The 13927-nt window shown below is 69.1% G+C and carries 15 protein-coding genes; 3 read left to right on the top strand and 12 right to left on the bottom strand.

What is annotated here, in order from left to right:
- Positions 1-73: 73 nt before the first annotated feature.
- Positions 74-1279, bottom strand: a complete 1206-nt coding sequence (locus tag ACIA8G_RS38725; protein WP_396423751.1) for a winged helix-turn-helix domain-containing protein — start codon at positions 1277-1279, stop codon at positions 74-76.
- A 61-nt stretch (positions 1280-1340) separates the two neighbouring features.
- On the opposite strand from ACIA8G_RS38725, the gene ACIA8G_RS38720 reads away from it, so the two are divergent.
- Positions 1341-1883, top strand: a complete 543-nt coding sequence (locus tag ACIA8G_RS38720) for a GNAT family N-acetyltransferase (protein ID WP_396423750.1) — start codon at positions 1341-1343, stop codon at positions 1881-1883.
- A 56-nt stretch (positions 1884-1939) separates the two neighbouring features.
- Positions 1940-2452, top strand: a complete 513-nt coding sequence (locus tag ACIA8G_RS38715) for a hypothetical protein (RefSeq protein ID WP_396423749.1) — start codon at positions 1940-1942, stop codon at positions 2450-2452.
- Between the two features lie 174 nt (positions 2453-2626).
- Here ACIA8G_RS38715 and ACIA8G_RS38710 read toward each other — a convergent pair whose 3' ends face one another.
- On the bottom strand, positions 2627-3502 hold the full coding sequence (locus ACIA8G_RS38710) for an SRPBCC domain-containing protein (protein WP_396423748.1): 876 nt from the start codon (positions 3500-3502) through the stop codon (positions 2627-2629).
- Positions 3499-4041 (bottom strand): helix-turn-helix domain-containing protein, encoded by a 543-nt coding sequence (locus tag ACIA8G_RS38705; protein WP_396423747.1) that lies wholly within the window; start codon positions 4039-4041, stop codon positions 3499-3501. The genes ACIA8G_RS38710 and ACIA8G_RS38705 overlap by 4 nt, the downstream gene beginning before the upstream one ends.
- Positions 4042-4106: 65 nt before the next feature.
- On the opposite strand from ACIA8G_RS38705, the gene ACIA8G_RS38700 reads away from it, so the two are divergent.
- Positions 4107-4568, top strand: a complete 462-nt coding sequence (locus tag ACIA8G_RS38700; RefSeq protein WP_396423746.1) for a DNA topology modulation protein FlaR — start codon at positions 4107-4109, stop codon at positions 4566-4568.
- 5 nt (positions 4569-4573) lie between these two features.
- Here the strand turns inward: ACIA8G_RS38700 and ACIA8G_RS38695 are convergent, their stop codons facing one another.
- The 9 genes from ACIA8G_RS38695 to ACIA8G_RS38655 all read right to left on the bottom strand — a co-directional run bounded on the left by ACIA8G_RS38695 (position 4574) and on the right by ACIA8G_RS38655 (position 13894).
- Positions 4574-5011 (bottom strand): hypothetical protein, encoded by a 438-nt coding sequence (locus ACIA8G_RS38695; protein ID WP_396423745.1) that lies wholly within the window; start codon positions 5009-5011, stop codon positions 4574-4576.
- Positions 5008-5745 (bottom strand): 4-hydroxy-tetrahydrodipicolinate reductase, encoded by a 738-nt coding sequence (dapB, locus tag ACIA8G_RS38690; protein WP_396423744.1) that lies wholly within the window; start codon positions 5743-5745, stop codon positions 5008-5010. The genes ACIA8G_RS38695 and dapB overlap by 4 nt, the downstream gene beginning before the upstream one ends.
- A complete protein-coding gene (locus ACIA8G_RS38685) occupies positions 5742-7034 on the bottom strand; it encodes a M16 family metallopeptidase (protein WP_396423968.1) in 1293 nt (430 codons plus the stop codon). Before ACIA8G_RS38685 ends, dapB begins: the two co-directional genes overlap by 4 nt.
- A gap of 104 nt (positions 7035-7138) precedes the next feature.
- Positions 7139-9385, bottom strand: coding sequence for a polyribonucleotide nucleotidyltransferase (locus ACIA8G_RS38680; RefSeq protein WP_396423743.1), 2247 nt, complete (start codon positions 9383-9385; stop codon positions 7139-7141).
- Between the two features lie 228 nt (positions 9386-9613).
- Positions 9614-9883 (bottom strand): 30S ribosomal protein S15, encoded by a 270-nt coding sequence (gene rpsO, locus ACIA8G_RS38675; protein WP_045318466.1) that lies wholly within the window; start codon positions 9881-9883, stop codon positions 9614-9616.
- Positions 9884-10121: 238 nt separating this feature from the next.
- On the bottom strand, positions 10122-10601 hold the full coding sequence (locus tag ACIA8G_RS38670) for a helix-turn-helix domain-containing protein (RefSeq protein WP_396423742.1): 480 nt from the start codon (positions 10599-10601) through the stop codon (positions 10122-10124).
- Positions 10602-10685: 84 nt separating this feature from the next.
- Complete coding sequence (locus ACIA8G_RS38665; RefSeq protein ID WP_396423741.1) at positions 10686-11618, bottom strand: bifunctional riboflavin kinase/FAD synthetase; 933 nt, start codon at positions 11616-11618, stop codon at positions 10686-10688.
- 51 nt (positions 11619-11669) lie between these two features.
- Positions 11670-12557: a tRNA pseudouridine(55) synthase TruB gene (truB, locus tag ACIA8G_RS38660; protein WP_396423740.1), complete on the bottom strand. Its 888-nt coding sequence runs from the start codon at positions 12555-12557 to the stop codon at positions 11670-11672.
- Positions 12558-12568: 11 nt separating this feature from the next.
- Positions 12569-13894, bottom strand: coding sequence for a nitrate/nitrite transporter (locus ACIA8G_RS38655; protein ID WP_396423739.1), 1326 nt, complete (start codon positions 13892-13894; stop codon positions 12569-12571).
- Positions 13895-13927 lie beyond the last annotated feature (33 nt).

The raw sequence follows: 13927 nt of genomic DNA, 5'->3' as shown, positions 1-13927 counted from the left end.
ACGAACTCCTCATCTCTCGATGAGTTCGACAATGCACTATCAACTGACAGATTTCAACATCTGTCAGCTGTCATCAGCTCGCGGCGGCAAGTTCGGCAGCGAGATCTCCCTTCTGCACGACGAGCACGTCCTCCAGCCCGAGCCACTCGGCCATGTGCGCCAGCTCGCCCGCCAGCTCCGAGGCGACCCTCGCCCGGTCGACCCCCTCCTCCGCGAACGCCGACTGCACCCGCAGCACCCCGGCCGCCCGGTCGGCCTTGATGTCCACCCGCGCCACCAACTGCCCGTCCAGCAGGAACGGGAACACGTAGTACCCGTGCACCCGCCGCGGCTCCGGCACGTAGATCTCGATGCGGTACCGGAACCCGAAGATCCGCTCGGTCCGCGCCCGCTCCCAGATCAGCGGGTCGAACGGGCACAGCAGCGCCCGCCCCTGCACCCGCCGCGGCGCCTTCGCCTCGACGTGCCGATACCCGGCCCCGCGCCAGCCGTCGACCGACACGGGCTCCAGCACCCCGTCCTCGACCAGCGAGGCCACCGCAGCCTGCGACCGCCGCGGGTCGAGCCGGTAGTAGTCGCGCAGATCCGGCTCGGTGGCCACGCCCAACGCCACCGCGGACCGCGTGATGAGCTCCCGCGCACCCTCCTCGGGCGTCCACTTCTGCGCCAGCACGTCCGGCGGGATGACGCGCTCGGTGAGGTCGTACAGCCGCTCGAAACCCTTGCGCGTGCCGGTGGTGAGCACGCCGACGCCGAACAGGACCTCGCACACCCGCTTGACCTCGGACCAGTCCCACCAAGGCCCCTTCGACCGCCCGGAGTCGCCGACGAGCGCCTTCTCCAGCGCGCCGGCGCCGATCGGGCCGAGCTCCTTGATCGCGGCCAGCACCTCGTCGACCAGCTGCGGCGACCGTTCGAGGATCGCCTGGTAGTTCTGCCACCACCCGCGCTTCTTCGCGCCGGAGTGGAACAGCGGCCAGTCGAGCACCGGCACCAGCGACGCCTCGTGCGCCCACGTCTCCACCAGCATGCGGGGCTTGCGCGCGGAGTGCGTCCACGCGGCCTCGTCCAGCAGCGTCGGCTCGTAGGCGCCCAACCGCGAGAACAGCGGCATGTAGTGCGCGCGCACCGCCACGTTCACGGAGTCGATCTGCAACAGCTGCACCCGCGACAGCACCTTCTGCAGGTGCCTGCGAGAGGCAGCCGACGGCCTCGCGTCGGTGAAACCCTGCGCGCCCAGCGCGATCCGGCGGGCGACGTCCGCACTAATCCTCTGCACCTCGTGGATGCTGCCACGCACCCCTGACAATTCTCCGACAGTGCGCCGATAAGCTGCGGTTATGGCCGACGCCGGCGTGCACACCGCCACCGCTGCTGACCTCGCGGAGATCATCCGCATCCACCGGGAGACGTGGCGCCTCGCCTACGCCCAGCTGCTCCCCCAGGAGGTGCTGGACACGCTCGACACCGACGAAGCGTGGGCGCTGGCCGTCCAGAGCGGCGCGGTGCTGGCCGCGACCGAGGGCGACTGGACCGTCGGTTTCGTCGTGGCGAGCAAGGCCCCGGACGACGAGGTGGCCAAGGCAGACGGCACGTTGCCCCCGGACGCCGCCACAACGGCACTGCTCAGCGTCCTGGTGGAACCCCGCTGGGGGCGTCGCGGCCACGGCACCCGGCTCGTCGCCGAGGCCTGCGAGAAGCTGACCGAGGCGGGTGCGACGCGCGGCATCGCGTGGGTGCCGGAGGCCGACAAGGCGTCGCGGAACTTCTACGAGCGGATCGGCTGGGCGGGGGACGGCACGGTGCGCACGCTGGACGCGGGAGGGCGTCCGTTGCGCGAAGTGCGGGTGTCCGGGCCGCTGGCCGTACGCCTCGCCCCCTAGCTCAGGCGCGGGTCACGCGCGAACCAGCACTGCATAAACCCTGTAGCCTCGGCCGGGTGCTCGCCCTAGTAGGCCTCACCTTCGGGGTCGCGCTCGGCTCGTCACTGCTCCCGTTCATCAGCATCGAAGCTTGGGTGCTGGGACTCTGCACACATTGGCCAGGCGTTTCGTTCTGGATCGTCGGCCTCGTCGTGGCCGTCGGCCAGGTGCTGGGCAAGCTCCTGTACTTCTACGCGGCCCGAGGCGACATCCAGCTGCCGAAGTTCTTCCACCGCAAGAAAAAGGAAAACGCCAAGCCGTCGCTGTTCCAGCGCTGGTTCGGCCCAGGCACCCGCGTTCACCGCTGGTACGACTGGGTGCACGCGAAGTGCAAAAAGCACCCGAACTGGATGGCGGGCACGCACGCGGTGAGTTCGCTGATCGGGGTGCCGCCGTTCATGGCCACGAGCGTCCTGGCCGGGCTCGCCGGCATGTCCACGGCGATGTTCATCGTGACCGGCATGGTGGGCCGCTTCGCCAGGTTCAGCTTTCTCGCGGCCTCACCCGCCATGGTCATGGCCTGGTTCTAGTTCTTAGGCCCAGACGATCGACGCCGTCACGGAGAAGGCGATCAGGAGCGCGGCAACGGTGACTCGGGCTGAATCAAGCACGTGTCCGACGGTATCGACCGTTCGCCGACGAATGCCAGGCGCAAACGGGTGAGAACCGGATGATCTGGCTCTCACCCGCCGAATGACGCCCGATTATTCGAGAACGAGGGCTCCTTCGGGCATCCCGGGAACCTCGAACGAATGCCACATGGGCCGCCAGTCGGACAGCTCCAGCATGCGCTTCATGTCCGCGAACCCGCTGAGCCAGCCCATCCACGAGCCGTACGGCGGTTCGGCGGCGTCGAACCCGCTCTGCACGAACGTCAGCCGCGTCTTCCCGCCCGACTCGGCCAGCTCCCACGACGACACCACGCCGTCGGGGAACTCGATCGCGAAGCGGCTCTCGTCCAGCGCGATGACCTTCGCCGGGTTCGGTTCCTCCGCGAAGCTCCCCATCGCCCACCGGCCACCGACGTGCGGCTCGATCTCCATCCGCGCCCCGAACCACCGCGCGAACACGTCCTCGTCCGTCAGCGCCGCGATGATGTCCGCGGGCGGTGCCGCGATGTCGGTCTCGAAGCGCTGCTCGGGCGTGCTGAAGTCGCAGAACCCGAACACCGGGCGCCCCTCGACGTGCTCGACGAGGTTCGCCAGGACCAGCGGCCAGAACGTCTGGACGACGCCGGCCCGCGATTCGTCCTGCACGCCCTCGCCCCACTCGGGGAACGGCGACTGCGACACGGCGACCACCGTCTCACCGCCGCGCTGCTCCACGCCGAGTTCGATCGTGTAGTCCGTGCCGTGCAGGAACCACGAGAACTGCACCGACTTGTCGCCCGTGCCGAGCAGCTTCTGCCGCCCTCGCTCTCCCTCCGGCGTGTAGCGCCCCCAGAACTCGAACGTCCCCTGCTCCAGATCCACGTGCGCGTGCTCGGCGAGCCAGACCTGCAGCTCCTCGGCCCTGGTCAGCGCCTGGTGGATCCTCTCGGCCGGCGCCGTCGTGCGGACGCGGACGATTCCCGTGCTCATCGGTCGTCTCCCTTCGGGTAGCAGGCCAGCGCGATGCGGAACGCATCCCCCTCGGCGCCGCCATATCGGGTGAAGAGGTCCTGCAACGTCGTCTGCAACTCGGCCAGGAACCGCGGCCGGTCCTCCGGCTTCACGCGAATCTCGCCGGACACGCCCACGGACGGCAACTCGGACCCGCGGTCCAGCGCCGCCACGTCGACCTGGATCTGCTCGGCCAGGTCGACCAGGTGCCCCAGCACCAGTTCGTCCCGCGCCCCGATCCGGCCGACCAGCCGTGGCGACAGCCAGTACGACCGCGCCACCGCCTGGTACAGCCCCTCGTGCACGCCGCGCACCTTGCGCTCGGCGACCTGCGTCGCCAGCCCGGCCTTGACCAGCTGCTTGACGTGGTAGTGCACGCGTTGCGGCGTCTGGTCCAGCACCTCGGCGACCTCGGTGCACGAACGCGGCGCGGCGAGCTGCCGCAGCACCTCCACGCGCTGCGGCTTGAGCAGGGTCTCGGCCTGCTCCATCCGGTCCAGGTAGATCACGTCTCTCATCGCAAAAACAACTTTGAACGTTCAAAGCTTTTTTGTCAATGGCGCTGCCCGCTACCTTCTTCGCAATGAAGAGAGTCGTCATCCTCGGACGTGGCGGAGCCGGCAAGTCGACCCTGGCCCGCCGCCTCGGAGCCGCCACCGCGCTTCCGGTCGTCGAACTCGACAAGCACTTCTGGCCGGAAGACCTCACGCCGATCCCCAAGGACCGCTGGGTCATGATCCAACGCCGGCTCGTCAGCGAGCCGGCGTGGATAACCGACGGCGACCTCGGCCCCTACGACGTGCTCGAGGTGCGGCTCGCGGCCGCCGACACCGTCATCGTGCTCGACTTCTCGGTCTGGCGGTGCGGCTGGCGCGCCCTGCTCCGCTCACGGGAGAACATGGCGTTCTGGCGCTGGATGATCGGCTACCGGCGCAACAGTCTGCCCCTGGTCAACGCCGCGATCGCCGAGCACGCCGGCCACGCGGACGTCCGCGTGCTCCGCAACCCCCGCGACGTCGAGAAGCTGCTCGCCCAGGCATCCTGACAAGATCAGGAGTGCAGCTCGATGGCCTTCTTCATCGTCTCCCGCGCGCGCCCGCGATCCCCGGCGACGTCGTAGGCGAAAGCAAGCCGGAACCACACCCGCCAGTCCTCGGGGGCAGCCTCGACCTCGGCACGCCGCTCCTCGAACCAGGCGTCGGCGGCGTCCCGATCAACCCGCCCGGACGGTCGCCGAGGCAGGTGGGAGACGTCCGGCAACAGCCCGTCGGCGTCGAGCTCGCGCGCCATCTTCTCGGTCTCCCACCCGAACCGCAGGTTCGAGTACACGAGCCACACACCGAGCAACGGCAGGATCAGCACCCCGATGCCGAGCAGCACTCCCACGACATCGCCGGTGCCGATCAACGCGATCGCACGCCCTGCCAGCAGGACGAAGTAGACCGCGAGAGCCGCGATGAGCAGCCCGACGGTGACCCGGACCTTCACAGGTCCAGGTACTTGTCGAGACCGACGGCGAGCCCCGGCCGGGACACGATCTCCCGCACACCCAGCACCACGCCGGGCATGAACGACGTCCGGTGCAACGAGTCCTGACGAATCGTCAGAGTCTCGCTCTCGCCACCGAAAACGACCTCCTGGTGCGCGATCATCCCGGAGATCCGCAACGAGTGGACCCGCACGCCGTCGACGACGGCGCCACGAGCACCCGGCTCCTCCTGCGTGGTCGCGTCGGGCATCGGATCCATGCCCTCACGCGCCGCCGCGATCAGCCGCGCGGTGTGCGCGGCCGTTCCCGACGGGGCATCGGCCTTGCGCGGGTGGTGCAGCTCGATGATCTCCGCCGACTCGTAGTAGCGGGCCGCGATCTCCGAGAACCGCATCAGCAGCACGGCACCGATGCCGAAGTTCGGCGCGATCAGCACACCGACAGAGGGCCGGTCCGCGAGCAGCGCGGCCACAGCGTCCAAACGCGACTGATCGAACCCGGAAGTGCCGACGACACAATGGATTCCGTTGGCAACGCAGAACTCGACGTTGCCCAGCACCACGTCGGGGTGCGTGAAGTCGACGACGACCTGCGCCCCCGAATCCACGAGCGCGGTCAGCGGGTCGTCGGCGTCGATCTGCGCCACGACCTCCATGTCCTTCGCGGCCTCGACCGCGCGGACGACCTCGGCGCCCATGCGGCCCCGCGCGCCGAGAACTCCGACGCGAATCATGCAATCACCTCGTGTACCTGGTCGGGCAGATCGTCGGCGTGATCGTAAGGGCCGACCACCGCGGCGGCGACGGGACGGCGCAGCAGATCACGTGCGAGCACGGCCACTTCTTCCGCGGTGACCTCGTCGATGCGTGCCAGCGTCGCCTCGACGCTCAGGTGGTCGCCGTAGTTCAGTTCGCTCTTGCCGATGCGCGACATGCGTGAGCTGGTGTCCTCCAGCCCGAGCACCAAAGCGCCGCGCAGTTGTCCCTTGCCCCGCGCCACTTCCGCGTCCGAGAGCCCGCCACGCGCGACGTCCACGAGCACCTCGCGGATCACGCCGGCGGTCTCGCCCAGCCGATCCGGCTGGCAGCCCGCGTAGACGCAGAACGTGCCGGTGTCCGCGTACAGGCCGACGGACGAGTACACCTGGTAGGCCAGGCCCCGCCGCTCGCGGACCTCCTGGAACAGCCGGGAGCTCATGCCGCCGCCGATGGCCGCGTTCAGCACGTTCAGCGCGAACCGCCGCTCGTCGTGGCGATCCAGGCCGCGCATGCCGAGCATCATGTGCGCCTGCTCGGTGTCGTCGGTGTGCAGCACCAGTTTCCGGGGAGCCGCGATGCGCGCACGCCCGGCCCTGGGTGCGACCGCGCCGCCCTCCCGCGACAGCCGGTCACCGATCGACTTGCGCACCAGACGCATCACGTGCGCGTGCTCGATGTTGCCCGCGACCGCGAAGACCATGCGCGGCAACGTGTAGCGCTTCTTGTAGAACGTGTAGAGGTTGTCCCTCTCCATGTCCTGAATGGACTTTTCGGTGCCCAGCACGGGACGTCCCAGCGCGTGCTCGCCGAACATCGCCTCGATGAACGCGTCGTGCAGCAGGTCCTCGGGGTCGTCGTCGCGCATCGCGATCTCTTCGAGCACGACACCGCGCTCGGTCTCGAAGTCGCGCGGACCGCAGATCGCCTCGAACACCACGTCCGACACCAGGTCCACCGCGAGCGGCAGGTCCTCGTCCAGGACGTGGGCGTAGTAGCAGGTGTGCTCCTTGGCGGTGAACGCGTTCAGCTCGCCGCCGACCGCGTCGATCTCCTCGGCGATGGCCGCCGCCGTTCGCCGTGCGGTGCCCTTGAACAGCAGGTGTTCCAGGTAGTGCGCGGCACCCGCGACCTCGGGCCGTTCGTCACGGGACCCGATCTGCACCCACAGCCCCACCGAGGCGGACCGCACGCCCGGGATGCGCTCGGTGATGACCCGCAGGCCGGAGGGCAGCATGCTGCGCCGCACCTCGGAGCCCGCGGACATCTCCAGCACCCGCGTGCTGCCCGGCCGCTGGAGGTGCCCCAACCGTCCGGTACGCGGACGGCCGCGGGTGGATGCACCCGCGGCCGTCGCTTTGTCGTTCACGCTCACTGCGCGGGAGCCGCCTCAGCGGCCTCGGTGGCCTCGACGGCCTCCGGGGCGTCGGCCGGCTTCGCGGCGTCGTCGTCCGACACCACGATCAGGCTGATCTTGCCGCGCTGGTCGATGTCGGCGATCTCGACGCGGAGCTTGTCGCCCACCTTGACGACGTCCTCCACCTTCGCGATGCGCTTGCCGTTGCCCAGCTTCGAGATGTGGACGAGACCGTCCTTGCCGGGCAGCAGCGAGACGAACGCGCCGAACGCCGCGGTCTTCACCACGGTGCCCAGGAAGCGCTCGCCGACCTTCGGCAGCTGCGGGTTCGCGATCGCGTTGATCATGCCGATCGCGGCCTCGGCCGAGGGGCCGTCCGCCGCACCGACGTAGATCGTGCCGTCGTCCTCGATGGAGATGTCGGCACCGGTCTGCTCGGTGATCGAGTTGATCATCTTGCCCTTCGGGCCGATGACCTCGCCGATCTTGTCGGTCGGGATCTTGACCGACGTCACGCGCGGCGCGAAGGCGCTCATCTCGTCCGGGTCGGAGATGGCCTCGGCCATGACCTCCAGGATGGTGTAGCGCGCGTCGCGGGCCTGGCCCAGCGCCGCCGCCAGCACCTCGGACGGGATGCCGTCGAGCTTCGTGTCGAGCTGCAGCGCCGTCACGAACTCCTTGGTGCCCGCGACCTTGAAGTCCATGTCGCCGAACGCGTCCTCGGCACCGAGGATGTCGGTCAGCGCCACGTAGCGGGTCTCACCGTCGACCTCGTCGGAGACGAGACCCATCGCGATACCGGAGACCGGCGCCTTCAGCGGGACACCCGCGTTGAGCAGCGACAGGGTGGACGCGCAGACCGAGCCCATCGACGTCGAGCCGTTGGAGCTCAGCGCCTCGGAGACCTGACGGATCGCGTACGGGAACTCCTCGCGCTTCGGCAGCACGGGCATGATCGCCCGCTCGGCCAGCGCGCCGTGGCCGATCTCGCGGCGCTTCGGCGAACCCACGCGGCCGGTCTCACCGGTCGAGTAGGGCGGGAAGTTGTAGTGGTGCAGGTAGCGCTTGTGCGTCTCCGGAGCGAGCGAGTCGATCTGCTGCTCCATGCGCAGCATGTTCAGCGTGGTGACACCCAGGATCTGGGTCTCGCCGCGCTCGAACAGCGCCGAGCCGTGCGTCCTCGGGATGATGGCCACCTCGGCGCCGAGGTCACGGATGTCCGTGAGGCCACGGCCGTCGATGCGGACGTTGTCGCGCAGGATGCGCTGGCGGACCAGCTTCTTGGTCAGCGAGCGGAACGCGGCGCCGACCTCCTTCTCGCGACCCTCGAACTGCTCGGCCAGCTTCTCCAGCGTGGCGGCCTTGACCTCGTCGAGCTTCGACTCGCGCTCGGCCTTGCCCGCGATGGTCAGCGCCTGCGCCAGCTCACCGGAGGCGGAGGACTCGACGGCCTCGAACGCGTCGGCCTGGTAGGCCGGGTACGTCGGGTACTCGCCGGTGGCCTTCGCGGCGACCTGGGCGAGCTGCGCCTGGGCCTCGCAGAGGACCTTGATGAACGGCTTGGAGGCCTCGAGGCCGGCGGCCACGACCTCCTCGGTGGGGGCGGTCGCGCCCTCGCCGATCAGGTCGATCACGTTGTCGGTGGCCTCGGCCTCGACCATCATGATCGCGACGTCGCCGGAAGCGACCACGCGGCCCGCGACGACCATGTCGAACACGGCCTTCTCGAGCTGCTCGTGGGTCGGGAACGCCACCCACTGGCCCTCGATCAGAGCGACGCGGACGCCACCGATCGGGCCGGAGAACGGCAGGCCCGCGAGCTGCGTCGACGCGGACGCGGCGTTGATCGCCACGACGTCGTACAGGTCCTTCGGGTTCAGGCTCATCACCGTGATGACGACCTGGATCTCGTTGCGCAGGCCGTCCACGAACGACGGGCGCAGCGGCCGGTCGATCAGGCGGCAGGTGAGGATGGCGTCCGTGCTCGGACGGCCCTCACGCCGGAAGAACGAGCCGGGGATGCGGCCCGCGGCGTACATGCGCTCCTCGACGTCCACCGTGAGGGGGAAGAAGTCGAAGTGCTCCTTGGGGTGCTTCGACGCCGTCGTGGCGCTCAGAAGCATGGTCTCGTCGTCCAGGTACGCCACCACGCTGCCGGCGGCCTGACGCGCGAGGCGCCCGGTCTCGAAGCGGATGGTGCGCGAGCCGAACTTGCCGTTGTCGATAACGGCAGTCGCCTCGTGGACCTCGATGTCCGTCATTTACTTGTTACTCCTCGTCTTTTGGACACCGCACACGCGTCTTGACGAGGCCGGTCTTCGATCGAAGTCTCCTGGGGCTCTTCCACCAGGAGGCCACTACCGAGGACCGGCGATAACTGCTTCGCGCGATGCGGGCCCTGTTTTTGCCTCTTTGCAGCCGGGGATCTGTATACACCCGGCTGTGCGCCGAGGGGGAGTGACCGGCCGGTCACTCCCCCTCGGCAAGTATCACCTGCGCAGACCGAGGCGCTGGATCAGCGCGCGGTAGCGGTTGATGTCCACCTTGGTCAGGTAGTTCAGCAGACGGCGGCGACGGCCGACCATCAGCAGAAGACCACGGCGGGAGTGGTGGTCGTGCTTGTGCTGCTTGAGGTGCTCCGTGAGGTCGGCGATGCGCTTGCTCAGCAGAGCGACCTGCGCCTCGGTCGAGCCGGTGTCGCTGTCGTGCAGACCGTACTCACCGAGGATGGACTTCTTCTGATCCGTGGACAGTGCCACTAGGTACTTCTCCTACTTCGTTCAGGTCCGTGCGGCCCCGCCCGCCGAATTGCTGGCCGGGGTAGCCGGTACTGGCCGCCACGGACCGCAGCCAGACCCAACTGGGAAGGTTATCAGGCGCGATGGTCAGCGGCGCGCTGACGTGCGCAACCCCACCCGCGCGACGGGTGCGTGACCACCGTCCGCGCTGCTGAATCCCATTGTGGTCGGCACGGCCGGCCGTGCCAACTGATTTAGCTCACCTGGTCGCGGCGCGAATGGCGCGGCGGAACAGCTCGGCGAGCGCGGGGAACTCCTCGTGCAGCATGTCCGCGGCCTGCTGGAGCTCGGTGCGGTCAGCGACCCGGCGCAGCACCGGATACGCGACGCTCTCGTCGCCGTTGACCGGCAGGGAGTCGCGGGACACGGTCGGCTTGGACTCGCGCACGTCGTCGAGCGCCCGCTGCAACGCCTCCGGCGCCCCGGTCGCGACGTCCGGCGTGAGGACCTTGCGCTCCAGCATGATCATCCGCGCGAGCACGGCCGGGTTGCCGATCTTGGCGCGGCGGCCGCTCATCACCTGGCTGAGCATCGGCGCGCTGATTCCCAGCACGTCCGCGAGCTGCGCCTGAGACACGTTGAAGGCCACGACCAGCCTGCGCACCCGGTCACCCAGAGGCTCCCCGTACCACTCCCTCTGCAGGGCGAGGTTGCGCTGAACGATCTTGTGGTCCTCCACGTTGGCCTCTCCCGTAGCCCGTACTCCGACTCGCATCCTGCCAGCAGGCCGACACCCCCACGCCCGCTTCGCCCAATCTGACGGTCACGACTCGGCCAGCAGTTCCCTCGTTCGGTCTACATCTCGATGCATTTCTTCGAGCAGTGCCTCAACGGAGTCGAACTTCACCATCTCGCGCAGCCTCTCGACGAAGTCCACCGCGACCCGCTGCCCGTAGTAGTCCTCGTCCACGTCCAGCACGAACGCCTCGACCCGCCGCTCCCGCCCGGAGAACGTCGGGTTCGTCCCCACGCTGACAGCGGCCTTGAGCTTTTTACCCGCGGAATCGGTGAACCAGCACGCGTAAATCCCGTCAGCCGGAACGGCAGCGAACTTGGGAGTCGAGAGATTTGCGGTCGGGAATCCCAGATCCTTCCCGCGCCCGTCCCCCTTGACGACGATGCCTTCGAGCCGGTGCGGCCTGCCCAGCGCCTCTGCCGCGGCCTTCACGTCCCCTGCGTCGATGCACGCGCGGATGTAGGTCGACGAGTAAGTCACCTCGTCAGCGGACACAAGATCAGCCCCCTCTGTCACGAATCCGAACCGCTGCCCGAGCTGGCGCAGCATCGCGACGTTACCCAACGCTTTGTGCCCGAAGGTGAAGTTCTCACCTACTACAACGGCGGCCGCGTGCAGCTTCTCGACCAGCACCTCGTGCACGAACTCGTCCGCGGGCATGCGGGAGGTCTCGAGGGTGAACGGCACCACGACGAAGTGGTCGACGTCGAGCTCCTCCACCAGCTCCGCCCTGCGCCGCAGCGTGGTGAGCTGCGCGGGGTGGCTGCCGGGTCGCACCACCTCGGACGGGTGCGGGTCGAAGGTCATCAGCACGCTCGGCAGGCCGCGCTGCTTCGCGAGGTCCACGGCGCGGCCGATGAGAGCCTGATGGCCTTTGTGGACACCGTCGAACACCCCGATGGTGACCACGCAGCGGCCCCAGCCGCCGGGAAGGTGATCTAGTCCGCGCCAGCGTTGCACGGAGATCAGCCTACGTCGGCGACCCCTGCCGCTGCTTGCCACCTCAGCGGCTCATCCGGCCGGGCTCAGCACCACGACGGGCTTGCACGCGTTGCCCTCGTCCTTGGCCAGCGCGATGACGTGCCCGTCCGGCCCGAACACGCCGTACGTGCCCTCGAACCCACCGGCGCTCAACCGCTGCCCGTGCGACAGCGCGGACGCCTCCACCGGGTCGATCTCGCGGCGCGGGAACGCCGTGGCGACCGCGGCGTCGAGGTCCAGCGACAGCTCCGGCGACTCCTCGAGCTGCTCCAGCGTCTTGGCGACGCGGAGGTCGAACGGGCCGACCCTGGTGCGCCGCAACGCACCCAGGTGCCCGCCGACACCGAGCGCGGCACCCAGATCACGGGCCAGCGCACGCACATAGGTGCCGGAGGAGCACTCGACCATCACGTCGAGCAGGACCGTCTTGTCCTCACGGCGCGTGAACAGCACGTCGAAGCGATGCACGGTCACCGGCCGTGCGGGGATGTCGACCTGCTCGCCCGCGCGCACCCGTGCGTAGGCGCGCTTGCCGTCGATCTTCACCGCGGACACGGCCGACGGCACCTGCTGGATCGGGCCGCTCAGCTTGGCGATCTCGGCCGCGATGGCGTCGTCCTCGACCCCAGATGCGTCCACAGTGGACAGAACCTCGCCCTCGGCGTCGTCCGTGGTGGTGGACGCGCCGAGCACGATGGTGGCGAGGTAGGCCTTGCTGTCGAGCGCGAGGTGGCCGAGCAGTTTCGTCGCGCGCTCGATGCCGAGCACGAGCACGCCGGTCGCCATCGGGTCCAGCGTGCCGGCGTGCCCGACCTTGCGGGTGCCGAGAATCCTGCGCACGCGCGCCACCACGTCGTGCGAGGTCATGCCGTCCGGCTTGTCGACGACGACCAGGCCCGGTGCAACAGAAGGTTTCACGGCCGGAGAGCTTAAGCGACGTGCAGAGCGTCCCAACGGCGGCGCCGCAACTGCACCGGCACCGTCTCACCGCGGTCCTCGGCCTCGAACACCGCGGCACGCGCGCGGCGCCACCACACGAGCATCCGCCAGGCGCCGAATGCCAAGACCACCACCAGGAAGCTGAACGCGACCCGGAAGGCCGTGGCAGGGGCGAGCACGCCCTCGACCACGTCCAGCAGCACACCGACACCAAGCGCGGCGACCGTGACGGCGAGGAAACCACCGACGTTGACCAGACCGCTCGCGGTGGACTGCCGGTGCGACGGGTTGTAGTCGCGCGCCAGCGCGAAGGCGACACCCGACATGGGCCCGCCGACGGTCAGCACGAGGAACACGACGGCGATCACCGGCACCGGCACGTGCCCGCCCGGCCACAGCAGCAACACGCCCCACCCGGTGAACGCGAACGCCAGGAACCAGCCGGCCATCGGCATGCGCCACTCGGGGTTGCGCGAGAACAGCGCGCCGATGATCGGGCTCGACACGATCGCGCCGATGACGAGCAGCCCGAGCGTGGACGACGCCGCGTTGGCGGACATGCCCTGCGCCTGCACGAGATACGGGTAGCCCCACAGCAGGCCGAGCACGGCGGGCGTCGACATGGTGCTGAAGTGCGCCCAGAACCCGAGCCGCGTGCCGGGCACGCTCCACGCCTGCCGCACCTTCGGCCAGATCCGCTTGAGCGGCACAGGTTCCGGCTTGGGCGCGGTGAAGTCGTGCGGCACGTCCCTGATGCGCGCGAACGCTACGACGGAGTACAGCGCGGTGACGCCGCCGGCGATGAGGAACGCCCACGTCCAGCCGATCGAGCCGAGCATGAGCGTCAGCGGCACGGTGGCGATGAGGTTGCCGATCCCGCCGAGCGCGGCCGTGACCGAGACGACGAGCGAGTACTGCCGCGGCGGGAAGTGCGCCGCCACGAGCCGGATCACGCTGATGAACGTCATCGCGTCACCCATGCCCAGCACGGCCCGTGCGACAAGCCCGAGCCCGTACGAATCAGCGACGGCGAAAAGCAGCTGGCCGGTACCCATGAGCAACGCGGCGACGGTGAGAATCCGTCGCGGCCCGAAGCGGTCCACGAGCAGGCCGGTGGGTATCTGCATGAGGGCGTAGACGCCGACCTGCAACACGGTGAACACACCGAGCTGGGCGGGCCCGAGCCCGAAGCGCTCGCTGGCTTCCAACCCGGCCACGCCGAGCGTGCTGCGGTGGAAGACGGCGGCGAAGTAGACGAAAACGGCGGTGGTCCAGATCAGCCACGCAGTGCGGGTGGCGCGATCGACGACCGGCAAGGCGACACTCTCCCCAGGTCGGAGGCGGGCAGA

Origin of the sequence: Lentzea sp. NPDC051213 (assembly GCF_044455585.1) — a bacterium.
Classification (GTDB): domain Bacteria; phylum Actinomycetota; class Actinomycetes; order Mycobacteriales; family Pseudonocardiaceae; genus Lentzea.
Note: the sequence above shows the minus strand (reverse complement) of the source record. Positions and strands in the feature narration are given on the sequence as shown.